The following is a 13,315-nucleotide window of genomic DNA, read 5'->3' on the forward strand; positions in this document are numbered from 1 at the left end:
CCATCATGGTTAAGGAAAACCTAAAGGCCGGAAAGATTTTTTTGCGGACAAAGAAAAAACCGCAACTCTTGCGAGATGCGGTTTTTCGATAGATGCGGGCCTGGCGTTGGGCAGCCAGACCGCGCCGTTTTCGATTAACGGAACAGCGACAGAACGTTCTGCGAGTCCGAGTTGGCAATCGACAGTGCCTGGATGCCGAGCTGCTGCTGTGTCTGCAGGGCCTTCAGGCGGGTCGATTCCTCGTTCATGTCGGCATCGACGAGGCGGCCGACGCCCTTGTCGATCACATCCATCAGGTCGGCCATGAAGTCGTCCTGGTCCGTCAGGTTGGTCAGCATTGCGTCAACGGCGCTGATCATGCCTTCGATGTTGTCGTCGGTGGTCGTTGCCGTCAGCGCGATCAGGGTCGAGCCGGTCGGAGCCGTACCGCCTGCAGCAAGGATCAGGTGGTAGGTGGCGTTTGCCGTGGTGGCAGCGGTTGCGCCGTTCGGCTGAGCGACGGATACGGCCTTGGTCAGCTGACCGTTGGCGGCATTTTTGGTGTCGATCAGAACCGAGGTCGAAGCGTCGAAAGAAAGAACGCCGACGGAAACATTGCCAGCGGCCGAACGGGTGAACGAGCCAACCATTTCCTTGGTGCCGAGCGCCGTCGCCGTGTCGTTGTAGAGCCAGTTTTCACCGGAGAACGAAGCCGAAGTCGCCGTCGAAACCAGCTGGTTCTTGAGCTCGGTCAGTTCCTTGTTGATCTTGGTTTTGTCAACGCCCGGTTCGCGAGCGGCAACCAGCTTTGCCTTGATTTCGGAAACAACGTCGATAGCGGCGTTCAGGCCGGTATAGGCCGTGTCCGTCTTGGCAGCGCCGAGACCGAGAGCGTCCTGAACCGTCGAAAGAGCCTTGTTGTCCGAACGCATGGTCGTTGCGATCGACCAGTAGGCAGCGTTGTCGGAAGCGTCGCCAACGCGCAGGCCGGAAGAAATGCGGCCCTGGGTCGTTTCCATGTCGGAGCTGATGGAGCGCAGCGTCGAAAGAGCTGCCATTGCAGAAGCGTTTGTCAGGATGCTTGTCATTGGGGTTGTCCCTCTAGATACAAAATACAGATTGGGGACATACCGGACTGAATACTTACCGGTGATGGCGGTTCGGCATCATGCCACTCGGCCCCGGCTGCTGCTGAGACCAAACCCGTCATGTGAGGGTAATGTCGCAGGCAAACATTGCGATATGTTTAAATCGGCCCTTTATATCAGCATCTACTTAATTTCGGAATCGTCAGGGAACCGGAACAGCGTCCTGAAAAATAAACAATGAAATCAAATGGATGATATTTTCAGGCAAGCGTGATCACGGCCAAAAAATTGACCGGATGTTAACCACGAGGCAAGGATCAGCTGAAGGATCGCACCAGGCTGCCGACCAGCAGGTTCCAGCCGTCGATGAGCACGAAGAAGAGGATCTTGAAGGGCAGCGAGATCGAGGTCGGCGGCAGCATCATCATGCCCATCGCCATGGTGATCGTGGCGACCACAAGGTCGATGACCAGGAAGGGCAGCATGATCAGGAAGCCGATTTCGAAACCGCGCCGGATTTCCGAGATCATGAAGGCGGGCACCACGGCACGCAGATCGACGCGATCGCCGGCGACGACGGTCTGGCCCTTTTCCTGGGCGATATCGATGAACAGTTGCAGATCCTTGTCGCGCGTATTGGCCAGCATGAACTCGCGGAACGGTTCCGCGATGCGGGTCATCGCCTCGGTCTCGGTGATCTGGTTTTCCAGGAGCGGATTAATGCCGTTCTGCCAGGCCCGGTCGAAGGTCGGTGCCATGACATAGAAGGTCATGAACAGCGCGAGACTGACCATGATCATGTTGGACGGCGTGGTGGCCAGGCCCATGCCGGTGCGAAGGATCGCAAAGGCGATGACGAAGCGCGGAAAGCTCGTCACCATGATGAGGATTCCCGGCGCCACCGAAAGGACCGTCAGCAGGCCGAAGGTGCGGATGATCCAGGACGCCACAGAGCCATCGACAGGCGTGTTCAGGATATCTGCGGGAAAGCCCTGCGCCCCCGCGATACCCGACATCGCCATCATGGCGGCTATGAATGCGACTGTGCGGATCATGGGCGAATCATTGAACGACGAAGGTCCTGAAGATGACATTGGTTACGCGCCCTTCGGAGCGCAGGTCAACCCGTTCCTTGATGTCGTCCTTCAGATACTGGAACCCGCGCGGCCCCTGGATCTGCTGCAGGGACACAGTTTTCAGGTAGGCGGCGATGTCCTGGTGAATCTGCTCGGCCATCGTCACATCCGTCGCGCCGTTGAACTGGAGCGCCACTTCGAGCCGGATCCAGTTTTCGCTGGGATAGGCGAGGTTGGTGGTGATCGCCTCCAGCTGGACGATGCCATTGGCCTCGGTGGCGATTCGCGGCAAGCCCTCGTCCTTCTTCTTTTCGCCTTCCGGCGAGCCTGCCTTCGCATCGACGGCGGCCTTCGCCGCCGCGATGAGCTTCGCTTCCTCGACGCTGACCGGCTCCGGCGCCAGCATGCCGCCAATCAGCCAGCCGCCACCGCCGGCCATCAGCGTCAGCACGGCGATCGCCGCGACCAGGACGAGTGGCGACGATTTCTTCGGGGCGGCATTGGCAGTATCGAAGTCTTCCATCTACAGGTCCATCAAGAGTTGTGCCACGCGAAGGCAGCCTGCTGCTGCCGTCAAATCGGCGAAACGAGATCGACGACCTGCTGGCCCCATGGCGGCTGCTGCACTTCCGTCAGGCGGCCGCGGCCGCCGTATGAGATGCGCGCCTCTGCGATCTTGTCATAGGAGATCGTGTTCTCCGCATCGACGTCATAGGGCCTGACGATACCGGCGACGTTCAATATCCGGATTTCGTGGTTGACGCGCACTTCCTGCGAGCCGCTGATCAGGAGATTGCCGTTTTCCAGCACGCCGGTAACGACCGCGGCGACGAGCAGAACGAGCTTTTCGGAGCGTTCCGTCGTGCCCTCGCCCTTCGTCTTCGTGTTGGAACCGTAGTCGAGACCGCCCTTCCAGCCGAAATCGCTCGTCTGTGACTGTCCGTTGGCGCCAATGTTGAAGCCGCTATCATTGGTGCGGCTGCGGTCGGTCTTGTTGTCGAAGGATGCCTTGTCGTCGATACGGATATCGACGGTCAGGATATCGCCGACCTTGAGCGCACGGGCGTCCTTGAACAGGGCCGACTGGCTGTCACTCCAGATCGAATAGCCGTTGACCATCTGGCGCGGCTCCTTGGGATACATGGCCATCTGCGGGGTCTGCGCATATTGCAGGCCGCTGCCGATCGGGCTCATGGCTGGCGCCTTACCGATCTCGTTGAAAGCCTGGCTTTGGCAACCGGATATCAGGCTGGCGGCGAGAAGAACCGAAAGCGGATATTTCATGACGGTTCCTTCGATGTGGTTGAATCGCTGGCGCTGGAGATGATGTTGGTCAGCACGGCGGCCTTCTCGCTGTCCATCTCGGCAAGGATCAGGCTCGACTGGCGGGGCGGCAGCTTCATGACGATGGCCGCCGCGATGCCCGGATTGACCAGTTCGAGCTGGCCGGCCGCCGCATCCGCCTTCATGGTCTTGTAGATATCGACCAGACCGAGTTCGGCCTGCTTGAGAAAATCGTTGCGGCGCTTCAGCCAGTCTTCGTATTCGGCGCGGCGTTCCTCCAGCGTGGCTATGCGCGCATCGACCTGCGCCTGCAGCGTTTCCAGGTCCTTCTTCTGGAGAAGGTAGCGCTGATCGCGCGCCGCGTCGGCGATATTGGTGCAGAATTGCTGGATCTCGTCGCTATTGGCCGACATGGCGGCCGGCGCGCCGACTTCCTGCGCGAAGGCCGAGGGCATGGCCAGCATGGCGCAACCGGCAGCCGCCAGTATCAGGCGGCGGCCGAGAAATCCGGAAGGAAACAGTACCGTCATTGTAGTACGAGCTCCGCCTGGAGGGCACCGGCCGTCTTGATGCCCTGGAGAATGGATATGATGCCGTCCGGCTTCACGCCGATGCTGTTGAGCCCGGCGACCAGCGACCGCAGATTGGAACCGTTGAGAATGGCAACCGTGCCACCGTGCTGCGACGCCTGGATCGTGGTGTTCGGCTCGATGGCGGTTTCGCCGCGCGAGAAGGGTTCCGGCTGCACGACGGTCGGCGTTTCCGAGACTTCCACGGTCAGCGTACCGTAGCTGACGGCGACCTCGTTAATGCGCACGTCCTGACCGATGACGATCGTGCCGGTGCGTTCGTTGATGACGACGCGGGCCGGCACATCGGTCTCGATGACGAGATTTTCGATATCGGCCATCAGCCGGGAAAGATCGGCCATTTTCGGCTTGTCGATCACCACCGACTGGGAATCGCGCGCCTCGGCGATGGAGCCGCCGAACTGGGCCTTACCGTAGCGGTTGATAGCCGCGGCCATGCCGACGGCCGTCGAGAAGTCGGGATTGCGCAGTTGCAGGACGAGGTTGAAGGCATCCTTGAACTTGGCCGGCAGTTCGCGCTCGATGATGGCGCCGTTCGGAACCCGGCCGGACGTGGTGATGCCCTGCGTGACCGACGCGGCATCGCCCTGGGCGCTGAAGCCGGTGACGACCACCGACCCTTGCGCGACCGCATAGATCTGGCCGTCGGCGCCCGAAAGCGAGGTCATGACCAGCGTACCGCCGCGAAGCGAGGTGCTGTCGCCGAGCGAACCAACCGTCACATCGATGCGGCTCCCCGGGCTTGCGAAGGGCGGCAGGTTGGCGGTGACGAGCACGGCGGCAATGTTCTTCGAACGGGAATCACCGCCCTGTGTCGAAATGCCGAGATTCTGCAGCATGGCGCGCAGGGATTGCTCGGTGAAGGGCGAGGAGCGCAGGCTGTCGCCGGTTCCCTGGAGCCCGACGACCAGGCCATAGCCGATCAGCTGGTTCTCGCGACCCGCCTGCAGGGACGCGACATCCTTGATGCGCGACGCGGCCAAGGCGGGCGATGTCGCCAGAACGAGGGCAGTCAGGACCGCTAAGCAGCATTTGCCGAAACGAAGGATCATTTTGCCACCACGTGAACTGTTCCGTCGTCCATCACCGTGCCGGACACGATGATGCCGGAATCGGTATTGCGTACCCGGATGAGATCGCCGACGGCAGCGTTCTCCAGCGGGGCGCCGCCGGCGGTAATCTTCAGCGGTCCATTGGTGAAGACGATCCGCACCGCCTTGCCGCGCTCGACGGCATAGGGCTCGCGCAGGGAGGAAACGAAAATGACGCGCCCGGCCAGCAATGTCCGGCTGGTCACCTTGCCGGCGACCTCCTCGGTCGCGGTCGCATAATCGCCGGTGAGCGAGGGATTGGTAACCTCGACCTCTTCCAGGCGGCCGGCATCGACGATTTCGCCGGGATAGATGGTCTCGGTCGGGATGACCGCCATGGGTTTCTGCGCATGGGCAGTACCCGATACCAGGCAGCTGCACAGAAATCCGGCGACGGCCAGGAGCCGCGGGGACGGACCGGCGCGCGTGGCGGCGGCCGTCGATGTCGTTGCTTTGGCAGTCTGGCGAAACATCATGTTTCCCGATCCCTTTTATCTCAGGTTCTTGCTGACCGTCGCAGCCATTTCGTCGGCGGCCTGGATGATCTTCGAATTCATCTCATAGGCGCGCTGCGCGGAGATCAGGTCGGTGATTTCCTTGACCGGATCGACGTTCGAGGCCTCGAGATATTTCTGCTTGATCTGCGCATAGCCGGGGTCCGCCGGCGTGCCGATGACCGGCTCGCCGGACGCGGGCGTCTGCTTGAAAAGATTGTCGCCCTGCGGCTCCAGGCCGGCTTCGTTGACGAAATTGGCAATGGTCAGCTGGCCGATTTCCTGCGGGATCGTGTCGTTGCCGATGCGAACCATCACCTGGCCGGAGGAGGAAACGGTGATTTCGCTGGCATTTGCCGGAACCGTGATTTCCGGCACGACGGTATAGCCGTCGATCGTCACCAGCTGGCCGTCGGCATTGGTGTTGAAGGCGCCGGCGCGGGTATAGGCCGTCTCACCGTCCGGAGTCTCGATCTGGAACCAGCCGCGCCCGATGAGCGCCATGTCGAGATCGTTGCCGGTCGAGATCAGGCTGCCCTGCAGATGCAGGTTGCGCACGGCCGAGGTCTGGACGCCGAGGCCGATGATGGCGCCTTCCGGCACGATCGCCTGGTTGGCGCGGTTCGGCACACCCTGGGCCCGCTCGGTCTGGTAGAGAAGGTCGGAAAATTCCGCCCGCGCCCGCTTGTAGCCGGTCGTATTGATGTTGGCGATATTGTTGGCGATGACTTCCAGGTTCAACTGCTGGGCGTTCATGCCGGTGGCGGCGATCGAAAGAGCCTTCATTCTTTTTATCCTTTAGATCGGCATGCGTGCGATTTCGAGATAGGCGCTGACCACCTTGTCTCGAATGGCGATGGCGGTTTGCAGCGACTGTTCGGCCTGCATCACGGCATCGACGACTTCGCGCGTGTTGGCCTCGCCACGGATGCCCTGGAGGGAAGCCGCTTCCGACTGCTTCAGGCTACTTGTCATTTCGGCCGCCATATTGCCCATGACATCGGCAAAGCTTTGCGAGGCGCCGGCAGTGGCCGCACTGCCCAGCACGTTCCGCGCGGAGGAGGCGCCCGACGTGGTGGCCACGTCCTTGACGGTCGACAGAGCCGCGCTGATGGTTTGGATTGCGTCGATCATTGCGAAGCCCTCAAGAGGTCGATGGTTGCGGAAATCAGGTCGCGTGCCTGCCTGGTCGTCTGAAGATTGGCCTCATAGGCGCGATTTGCCTCGCGCATGTCGGCCATTTCGATCAGCACGTTGACATTCGGCAGCTTGACCATGCCCTTGTCGTCGGCGGCCGGATTGCCCGGATCGAACTCGATGTTGAAATCGGAATCGTCGGTTCCGAGACGCTGGACCTCGACAGTGGAGGCGCCGCTTGCGCGATCGACCTCGGCTGCAAAACTCACGGTCTTGCGGCGGTAGGGGTCGGTACCCGGCGCATCGCCGGTCGAACGGGCGTTGGCGATGTTTTCCGAAACGATGCGCAGTCGCGTCGATTCCGCTTCGAGACCGGAGGCCGAAACCCTGAGAGCTGAAACAAGTGGATCCATAATCGTTATTTCCGTACCGTCATGAGCATCATCCGGTGAAAGGCCTTCACGAGCCCGGCATTGAGCTCGTAGTCGCGCTTGATCTGGCCGGTCTTCATCATTTCCTCTTCCAGCTGGACGCTGTTGCCGGATTGCTTTACCTCCGCATTATCGATCAGGCCGGTTTCAGTGACCTGCGCGGCGTTCATTCCGTCGGTGAAATGTGCGGCATTGGTAGCCGCCATCTGAAAGCCGGTATCCTTCATGACGCTTTCGAACGGCTTGATGTCCTTGGCGGCGTAATGCGGGGTATTGGCATTGGCGATATTGCCCGCGACGACGTTCTGGCGGATCGCCAGCCATTGCGCCTGCCGCGACGCCAGATCAAAAAGCTGTATAGGTTGCATCATGCGACTCCATGCTTGTTGCCGCCGAACCTAGGCTGGCAAACTTGCGTGGAACTGAACCCAAAGGCATGAAAGGAAATGAGAGGCGCAACGGCCTCCGGAAGCCTGTACCCAAGCCCTGCGCGGAATCGCGAAGCGGACGGAGAACGGGAATTTGCGGCTTGAGGCGGTCGTGACCGGCGAATCACTCCGCCTGATAGATCTCGCCCTTGGAGGTGATCATCACCCAGCGCCCGTCGCGCTGTTCCAGTGTTGCAAGGCGGCTGTTGTCGGGCAGGACCGAACCGATGCGCACGATATAGATGCCGCTGGCATCCTCGATCAGCGCGCGGCCATTGGCGACATGCATCAGCCTGAAGCCCGCAGCAGACGGGAAAGGCTGTTCGAGACCGTCTTCGACGCCGGCCTTGCGCCCGTCTCCGGCATTGGGAACCGTCGCGGTGACCAACTGGTCGACGGCGGCCTGCATATCGGCGTCGCGTTCCCCAAGAGCGAGCGACGAGGCGCCGCCCGTGCCGGCACGCCCCGGGACGTCGCGCGCATCGTCCTGCCAGAGCGAGGGCAACGAGAACTCGTCCTGATGCAGGAACGCGTACCAGGGAAAGAAGGTCGCAAGGGCCGCGAGTGCGATCCCCGTCGCGCCGAGCGCCTTGTCGATCGTCGGCGTGCGCTGAGGGCGCTTGCGCTGGATCACGATTTCGTCGGCGTCTTCGTCCCTCATGCTAGGCTCTCCGCATGTTCGGCGCCTGACCGCCGACATTCGCCGCCGCCTTCAGTGCGTTGGCAAGGTCGGTAAAGGCATCGAAAGCCGGCCGTTCGCCCGGCGTCTGTTTCAGGATGTCGTAGATGACCGGGACCTGCTTGATCGCCATGTCCAGATCGGGATCACTGCCGGGGCGATAACCGCCGATCAGCCGGAGATCGCGGGTTTCCTCGAACCGGTGGATAAGAGACTTCAGCCGCGCCACCAGCTTTTCCTGATCCGGTGTCCAGGCCTTGCGCGCCAGGCGCGAAACGGATGCGAGCGGATTGACCGGCGGATAGCGGCCCTCCTCGGCAAGGCTTCGATCCATGACGATATGGCCATCGAGAATACCGCGCGTCGAATCTGCGATCGGGTCATTGTGGTTGTCGCCATCGACGAGGATCGAGATGATCGCGGTGATCGTCCCCGCCCCTTCGGCGCCCGGTCCGGCGCGCTCCAGCAGCCGCGGCAGTTCGGTGAAGACGGAGGCCGGATAGCCGCGCGCGATGGGCGGCTCGCCCGATGCCGTGGCGACTTCGCGGATGGCATGGGCAAAGCGGGTGACGCTGTCGATGATCAAGAGGACATTGTCGCCCTGGTCGCGATAGTGCTCGGCAATGGTGACCGCCGTCAGCGGCGCCATCTTGCGCAGCATCGGGCTCTCGTCGCTGGTAGCCACCACGGCAACCGACTTCGACAGGTTTTCACCGAGCGTATCCTCGATGAATTCGCGCACTTCACGGCCGCGTTCGCCAACCAGCGCGATCACCACCTTGTCGAAGGCATCGGCTCTTGCCAGCATCGACAGGAGCGTGGACTTGCCGACGCCGGAGCCGGCAAAGACGCCGAGACGCTGGCCAAGGCAGAGCGGCGAGAAAATGTCGATCGCCCGGACACCGGTACGAAATCCGTGTTCGACGCGCTTGCGGGTCATCGATGGCGGCGCGGTGTTGGAGATCGGCCGGCGGATATCGCCCTGAAGCAGGGGACCACGGCCGTCGATCGGCTCGCCCAGCGAATTGATCGTGCGGCCGCACCAGGATTCGGCCGGGGCGACGCGGAACGCGCCCTTGCGGATAACGGTATCATGGATGCCGATCGGATCGCCCGGCTCGATCGGGCAGACGACCACCGTTTCCTGCTCGACCTTGACGACCTCGCCGAGATGAACGCCAGTGGCGCTTTTATGGGCGACGAAATCACCAAGCCGGACATGGCGGGAAAGCCCGCTCACCGTATAATGTCCCGCCGAGATCATCTGCACATGGCCGCCCGGCGCGACGGAGAAATCCGGATTGGAAAATCGCTCGACGAGACCGCCAAGCGCTGCCAGCGACGTCGCCTCGTTGCGGATCTGGACTTTCTCGTTCTGCATTCCGTTTCCTGCCGTCGATCCCGAAGCGCTTCGGCAAGCCTGCCGGGCCGGGTTGCCGTCACCTGTTATTCAGTCGGGCTATTTGCCGCCGCCGAGCGTCTTGATCGCCTCGTCGAGAGACCCTTCGCTATCGCGCATCAGGGCAGTGATGTTCTCGAAGGCGCGCGACACCATGATCAGCTGCGACATTTCCTGAACGGCATTGACGTTGGATTCCTCGACATAGCCCTGCATGACGCCGACATCGAAGCGATCGATCACCGGTTCGGCTTGCGCATTGGGCATGACGGCGCTGTTGTCGTAGCGGGTGAAGCCGTTGCTGAAATTGGCCTGGTAGAGGCCGAGCGCCGCAATCTGGGTGCCGTTCTGCTGAATGGCGCCATCGGCGCCGACCTTGATGTCGCCGGCCTGCGAATTGAGCTGGATCGGCGCACCACCGGCGTCGAGAACCGGATAGCCTCGGAGCGTCACCAGATCGCCCGCTTCCGTCAGGGTAAAACGCCCGTCGCGCGTCAGGGCCGCGCCGCCGGGCGTATCGATCTGGAACCAGGCATCGCCCTTGATGGCAAAATCCAGCGTATTGCCGGTACGGTTCAGGCCGCCATTGTTGGTGTTGAGGAATTCCTGCCCTTCGGAAACAAAGGAGACCTTGGTCGGGCGGGTATCGCCGAGCAGCTGGTTGAACTTCACTTCCGTGGAGCGAAAGCCGACCGTGGCCGAATTGGCGACATTGTCGGCCAGCGTGTTCATGCGTTTTTCAAGTGCGATCTGCGAGGAGACGGCGACATAGAGACCGGTTTGCATATCAGCGTCCCCCGAGTTTCAGCGTATTGATGGAGAGAAGGAGATCGGAGGAGATGCCGTAACCGCTGGACGAGCCGAACAGGGCGAGCGGATCGTAGGGATCGGAGGAATGATCGATCTCCCAAAGGGCGGTGAACCTTTCGAGCATCTTGGAAAGCTTGGCCGGATCCTTGAAATCCTTGATGTCCAACGCCTTTTCGATCGTGTCGGCCTGCTTGTCGATATCGGAGGCGGCAAATTCGTCCGGCAACTGCAGGACGGTGCGCACGACCTTGGCGAGCGCTTCGTCAGCCAGGAGGCTATAGGCGCTGGTGACGGTGGGGGCCATGCGGGCGAAATAGAGTGCCAGGCGCACGCCGGAGTTTTCCTCGCCGGCATTCTGCTCCAGGGTCTGGCGCGCATATTTGTCAGCGACGCCCTTCTGGGCCTTGTCGAACGAGGTCGCGGCCGCGCCGGTACGGGCGAAATTGAGCGATTCAACCAGATCCGAATAGCGGCTGTCGGAGAGCTGCTTGGCAAAGGCGTCATCGCTGTCGATGCCCTCCGTCAGCACCTTGCGCATGAACGCCTTGGCGTAGCCCATGTCCTCCAGGCCGTGCGCCTTGATCGCGTAATTATAGAGCCGCGTATCGGCGAAGAAATCGTCGATGGTTTTGACGTTGCCGATATTGGCCAGATAATATTCGGTCTCGCGGGCGACATCCGGCTGTTCGGACACCCGTTCCAGCGATTTGGACAGGTTGCCTGCTATCATCTGGTAGCTGGTATAGGTCGTCGTCACGACGTTTCCCCGTTCATCGATGAGAAATGACGCAATAGGCGCCGATCGAGGGGAAACTGACCGCTCTTGCTTGCGCGAACCTGTTTGCCCGCGGCCTTGGAAAAAAGGCCGGCAACCAGCCTCACGCAAGGCTGGAGACCTATCGGTAAGGCTGAAAATCCATCAGTGCGGCAGGTATCGAAATGAACATCATCATCGGGCTCCTCTTGTCATTGGGCTGTATTCTCGGCGGCTTCATCGCCATGGGCGGCCATATGGAGATCCTGAACCAGCCTTTCGAGCTCGTCATCATCGGCGGTGCCGGCATTGGCGGCTATATCATGGCCAATTCGATGAAAGTGCTGAAGGATACCGGCAAGGCGCTAGGCGAAGCCTTCACTCACAAGGTGCCGAAGGAGCGCAACTATCTCGACACGCTGGGCGTTCTCTACAGCCTGATGCGCGATCTGCGGACCAAGTCGCGCAACGAGATCGAAAGCCATATCGACAATCCCGACGAATCCTCGATCTTCCAGTCGGCACCGACCGTCCTGAAGAACAAGGAACTGACCGCCTTCATCTGCGACTATGTCCGCCTCATCATCATCGGCAATGCCCGCAGCCACGAGATCGAGGCGCTGATGGACGAGGAAATCAACACCATCACCCATGACAAGATGAAGCCCTATCATGCCCTGACGACGATGAGCGACGCCTTCCCGGCCATCGGCATCGTCGCAGCCGTTCTCGGCGTCATCAAGGCCATGGGCGCCATTTCCGAAGCGCCGGAAGTGCTCGGCGGCAAGATCGCCGCCGCACTCGTCGGCACCATGCTCGGCATCTTCCTGTCCTATTGCATCACCAGCCCGGTGATCGCCAATATCAAAGCCGTGCGCGACAAGCAGAACCGCCTCTACGTCATCGTCAAGCAGACCCTGCTTGCCTATATGAACGGCTCCGTACCCCAGGTCGCCCTCGAATATGGCCGCAAGACCATTTCCGCCTATGAGCGCCCCTCGATCGATGCCGTCGAGCAGGAGATGATGAACCCCGGCGGCGGCAGCGAAAGCAAGGCGGCCTGATCCCATGACCCCAGCAACAGACACGAACATCTACAGCTTCGACCGCAGGCTGCTTGCCCGGATGACCGGCGCGCTCGGCGATTCAAAGACGATCGGCAAATTATGCGGCGAACTGGGCCAGGTGTTCACGGAATTCCTGCCCGATATCTTTCAGAGCGAAACTGGTTTCGACATCGACATCGCCTATTCCGGTTTCGACACCGGCCTGAAGACCGACCTGATCGCCAGGCTTGGAAACGGCGTTGCCCTGTGCGATGCGTCGCTGCGCAACTGGTGCTCCGACTTCACGATCAGCTGCGACAGCCCGGTGATCATCACCCTGATGGAGGCCCTGCTCGGCGCGCCGCCTACGGCGATCGAGGAACCGAAGCCGCGCACGCTCTCGAAGATCGAGCTCGACGTGGCGACCATGGTCTTCGACAAGATTGCGGAGGTCCTGAAGTCCGCGATCGGCGCCGCCGGCGGCTTCGAACTCCAGCTTGGCCGACCTTACAACGCCACCGAGCGGCCTGCCGCCGACCCGGATGTCGAGGATGTCCATGCCGCCTGCATCAATGTGACGATGGGTATCGGTCCGGTGCTCTCCACCTTCTCGGTCATCGTGCCGCAGCAACCCCTGCTGAAGACCAATGTCGTGCTGCCGAAGGGCGTGGGGCATGGGCGCAAGGCGAAGGGCGAATGGGGCGAACAGCTGGAACAGCAGATTCGCCGCTCCGCCATCACCCTTGAAGCGCGTATCAACCTGCAGAGCCTGACGCTCGACACGATCAGCCGCCTCCAGCCGGGCGACGTCATTCCTTTCCAGGACGCCAAGGACGTGCATGTCGAGGTCAACGCCAACGGCCGCGAGCTTTATGTCTGCGAATTCGGGCGGGCCGGCGCGAAATACACTGTTCGCATCAAGGACACCCATGGTTCGGAGAATGACATTCTCCACCATCTGATGAGTTAAAATCCCCCGCCTTACCCGGCAACATGGTTGGGGCAAGTTTCAACTGGAATAGTTTGCAC

At 61.2% G+C, this 13,315-nt stretch carries 17 protein-coding genes; 2 read left to right on the top strand and 15 right to left on the bottom strand.

From position 1 onward, the window contains the following. Positions 1 to 134 precede the first annotated feature (134 nt). The 15 genes from ASD31_RS03690 to ASD31_RS03760 all read right to left on the bottom strand — a co-directional run bounded on the left by ASD31_RS03690 (position 135) and on the right by ASD31_RS03760 (position 11,243). Positions 135 to 1,067, bottom strand: a complete 933-nt coding sequence (locus ASD31_RS03690; RefSeq protein ID WP_056329559.1) for a flagellin — start codon at positions 1,065 to 1,067, stop codon at positions 135 to 137. Positions 1,068 to 1,384: 317 nt separating this feature from the next. Beyond that, entirely contained in the window at positions 1,385 to 2,122 is a 738-nt protein-coding gene (fliP, locus tag ASD31_RS03695; protein ID WP_056329561.1) for a flagellar type III secretion system pore protein FliP, read from the bottom strand. 7 nt (positions 2,123 to 2,129) lie between these two features. Then, on the bottom strand, positions 2,130 to 2,666 hold the full coding sequence (locus ASD31_RS03700) for a flagellar basal body-associated FliL family protein (protein WP_056329564.1): 537 nt from the start codon (positions 2,664 to 2,666) through the stop codon (positions 2,130 to 2,132). Between the two features lie 50 nt (positions 2,667 to 2,716). Next, on the bottom strand, positions 2,717 to 3,427 hold the full coding sequence (gene flgH, locus ASD31_RS03705; protein WP_056329566.1) for a flagellar basal body L-ring protein FlgH: 711 nt from the start codon (positions 3,425 to 3,427) through the stop codon (positions 2,717 to 2,719). After that, positions 3,424 to 3,957: a MotE family protein gene (locus ASD31_RS03710; protein WP_056329569.1), complete on the bottom strand. Its 534-nt coding sequence runs from the start codon at positions 3,955 to 3,957 to the stop codon at positions 3,424 to 3,426. Before ASD31_RS03710 ends, flgH begins: the two co-directional genes overlap by 4 nt. Next, on the bottom strand, positions 3,954 to 5,069 hold the full coding sequence (locus ASD31_RS03715) for a flagellar basal body P-ring protein FlgI (protein WP_056329571.1): 1,116 nt from the start codon (positions 5,067 to 5,069) through the stop codon (positions 3,954 to 3,956). The genes ASD31_RS03710 and ASD31_RS03715 overlap by 4 nt, the downstream gene beginning before the upstream one ends. Then, a complete protein-coding gene (gene flgA, locus ASD31_RS03720) occupies positions 5,066 to 5,584 on the bottom strand; it encodes a flagellar basal body P-ring formation chaperone FlgA (RefSeq protein WP_056329573.1) in 519 nt (172 codons plus the stop codon). The genes ASD31_RS03715 and flgA overlap by 4 nt, the downstream gene beginning before the upstream one ends. 15 nt (positions 5,585 to 5,599) lie before the next feature. Further along, positions 5,600 to 6,388 carry a flagellar basal-body rod protein FlgG gene (gene flgG, locus ASD31_RS03725; protein ID WP_056329576.1) on the bottom strand — a complete coding sequence of 263 codons (789 nt, stop codon included), beginning with the start codon at positions 6,386 to 6,388 and terminating at the stop codon, positions 5,600 to 5,602. Between the two features lie 12 nt (positions 6,389 to 6,400). After that, complete coding sequence (locus ASD31_RS03730; RefSeq protein WP_056329578.1) at positions 6,401 to 6,736, bottom strand: flagellar hook-basal body complex protein FliE; 336 nt, start codon at positions 6,734 to 6,736, stop codon at positions 6,401 to 6,403. Then, positions 6,733 to 7,152 (bottom strand): flagellar basal body rod protein FlgC, encoded by a 420-nt coding sequence (gene flgC / locus ASD31_RS03735; RefSeq protein WP_056329581.1) that lies wholly within the window; start codon positions 7,150 to 7,152, stop codon positions 6,733 to 6,735. Before flgC ends, ASD31_RS03730 begins: the two co-directional genes overlap by 4 nt. A 5-nt stretch (positions 7,153 to 7,157) precedes the next feature. Continuing rightward, a complete protein-coding gene (flgB, locus tag ASD31_RS03740; RefSeq protein ID WP_056329584.1) occupies positions 7,158 to 7,538 on the bottom strand; it encodes a flagellar basal body rod protein FlgB in 381 nt (126 codons plus the stop codon). A 184-nt stretch (positions 7,539 to 7,722) separates the two neighbouring features. Next, positions 7,723 to 8,259: a hypothetical protein gene (locus ASD31_RS03745; protein ID WP_056329586.1), complete on the bottom strand. Its 537-nt coding sequence runs from the start codon at positions 8,257 to 8,259 to the stop codon at positions 7,723 to 7,725. A 1-nt stretch (position 8,260) separates the two neighbouring features. After that, positions 8,261 to 9,658 carry a flagellar protein export ATPase FliI gene (gene fliI / locus ASD31_RS03750; RefSeq protein WP_056329589.1) on the bottom strand — a complete coding sequence of 466 codons (1,398 nt, stop codon included), beginning with the start codon at positions 9,656 to 9,658 and terminating at the stop codon, positions 8,261 to 8,263. A 78-nt stretch (positions 9,659 to 9,736) separates the two neighbouring features. Continuing rightward, complete coding sequence (gene flgF, locus ASD31_RS03755; protein ID WP_056329590.1) at positions 9,737 to 10,462, bottom strand: flagellar basal-body rod protein FlgF; 726 nt, start codon at positions 10,460 to 10,462, stop codon at positions 9,737 to 9,739. Position 10,463: 1 nt separating this feature from the next. Next, on the bottom strand, positions 10,464 to 11,243 hold the full coding sequence (locus tag ASD31_RS03760) for a DUF1217 domain-containing protein (RefSeq protein ID WP_056329593.1): 780 nt from the start codon (positions 11,241 to 11,243) through the stop codon (positions 10,464 to 10,466). 182 nt (positions 11,244 to 11,425) lie between these two features. Here ASD31_RS03760 and motA point away from each other — a divergent pair, with 182 nt between their 5' ends. Continuing rightward, positions 11,426 to 12,304 carry a flagellar motor stator protein MotA gene (motA, locus tag ASD31_RS03765; protein ID WP_056329595.1) on the top strand — a complete coding sequence of 293 codons (879 nt, stop codon included), beginning with the start codon at positions 11,426 to 11,428 and terminating at the stop codon, positions 12,302 to 12,304. 4 nt (positions 12,305 to 12,308) lie between these two features. Then, the gene (locus ASD31_RS03770; protein ID WP_056329598.1) at positions 12,309 to 13,256 is read left to right on the top strand and encodes a FliM/FliN family flagellar motor switch protein; all 948 of its coding nucleotides are present in this window, start codon (positions 12,309 to 12,311) and stop codon (positions 13,254 to 13,256) included. Positions 13,257 to 13,315 lie beyond the last annotated feature (59 nt).

Origin of the sequence: Rhizobium sp. Root482, from assembly GCF_001426565.1 — a bacterium.
Taxonomy (GTDB): domain Bacteria; phylum Pseudomonadota; class Alphaproteobacteria; order Rhizobiales; family Rhizobiaceae; genus Pararhizobium.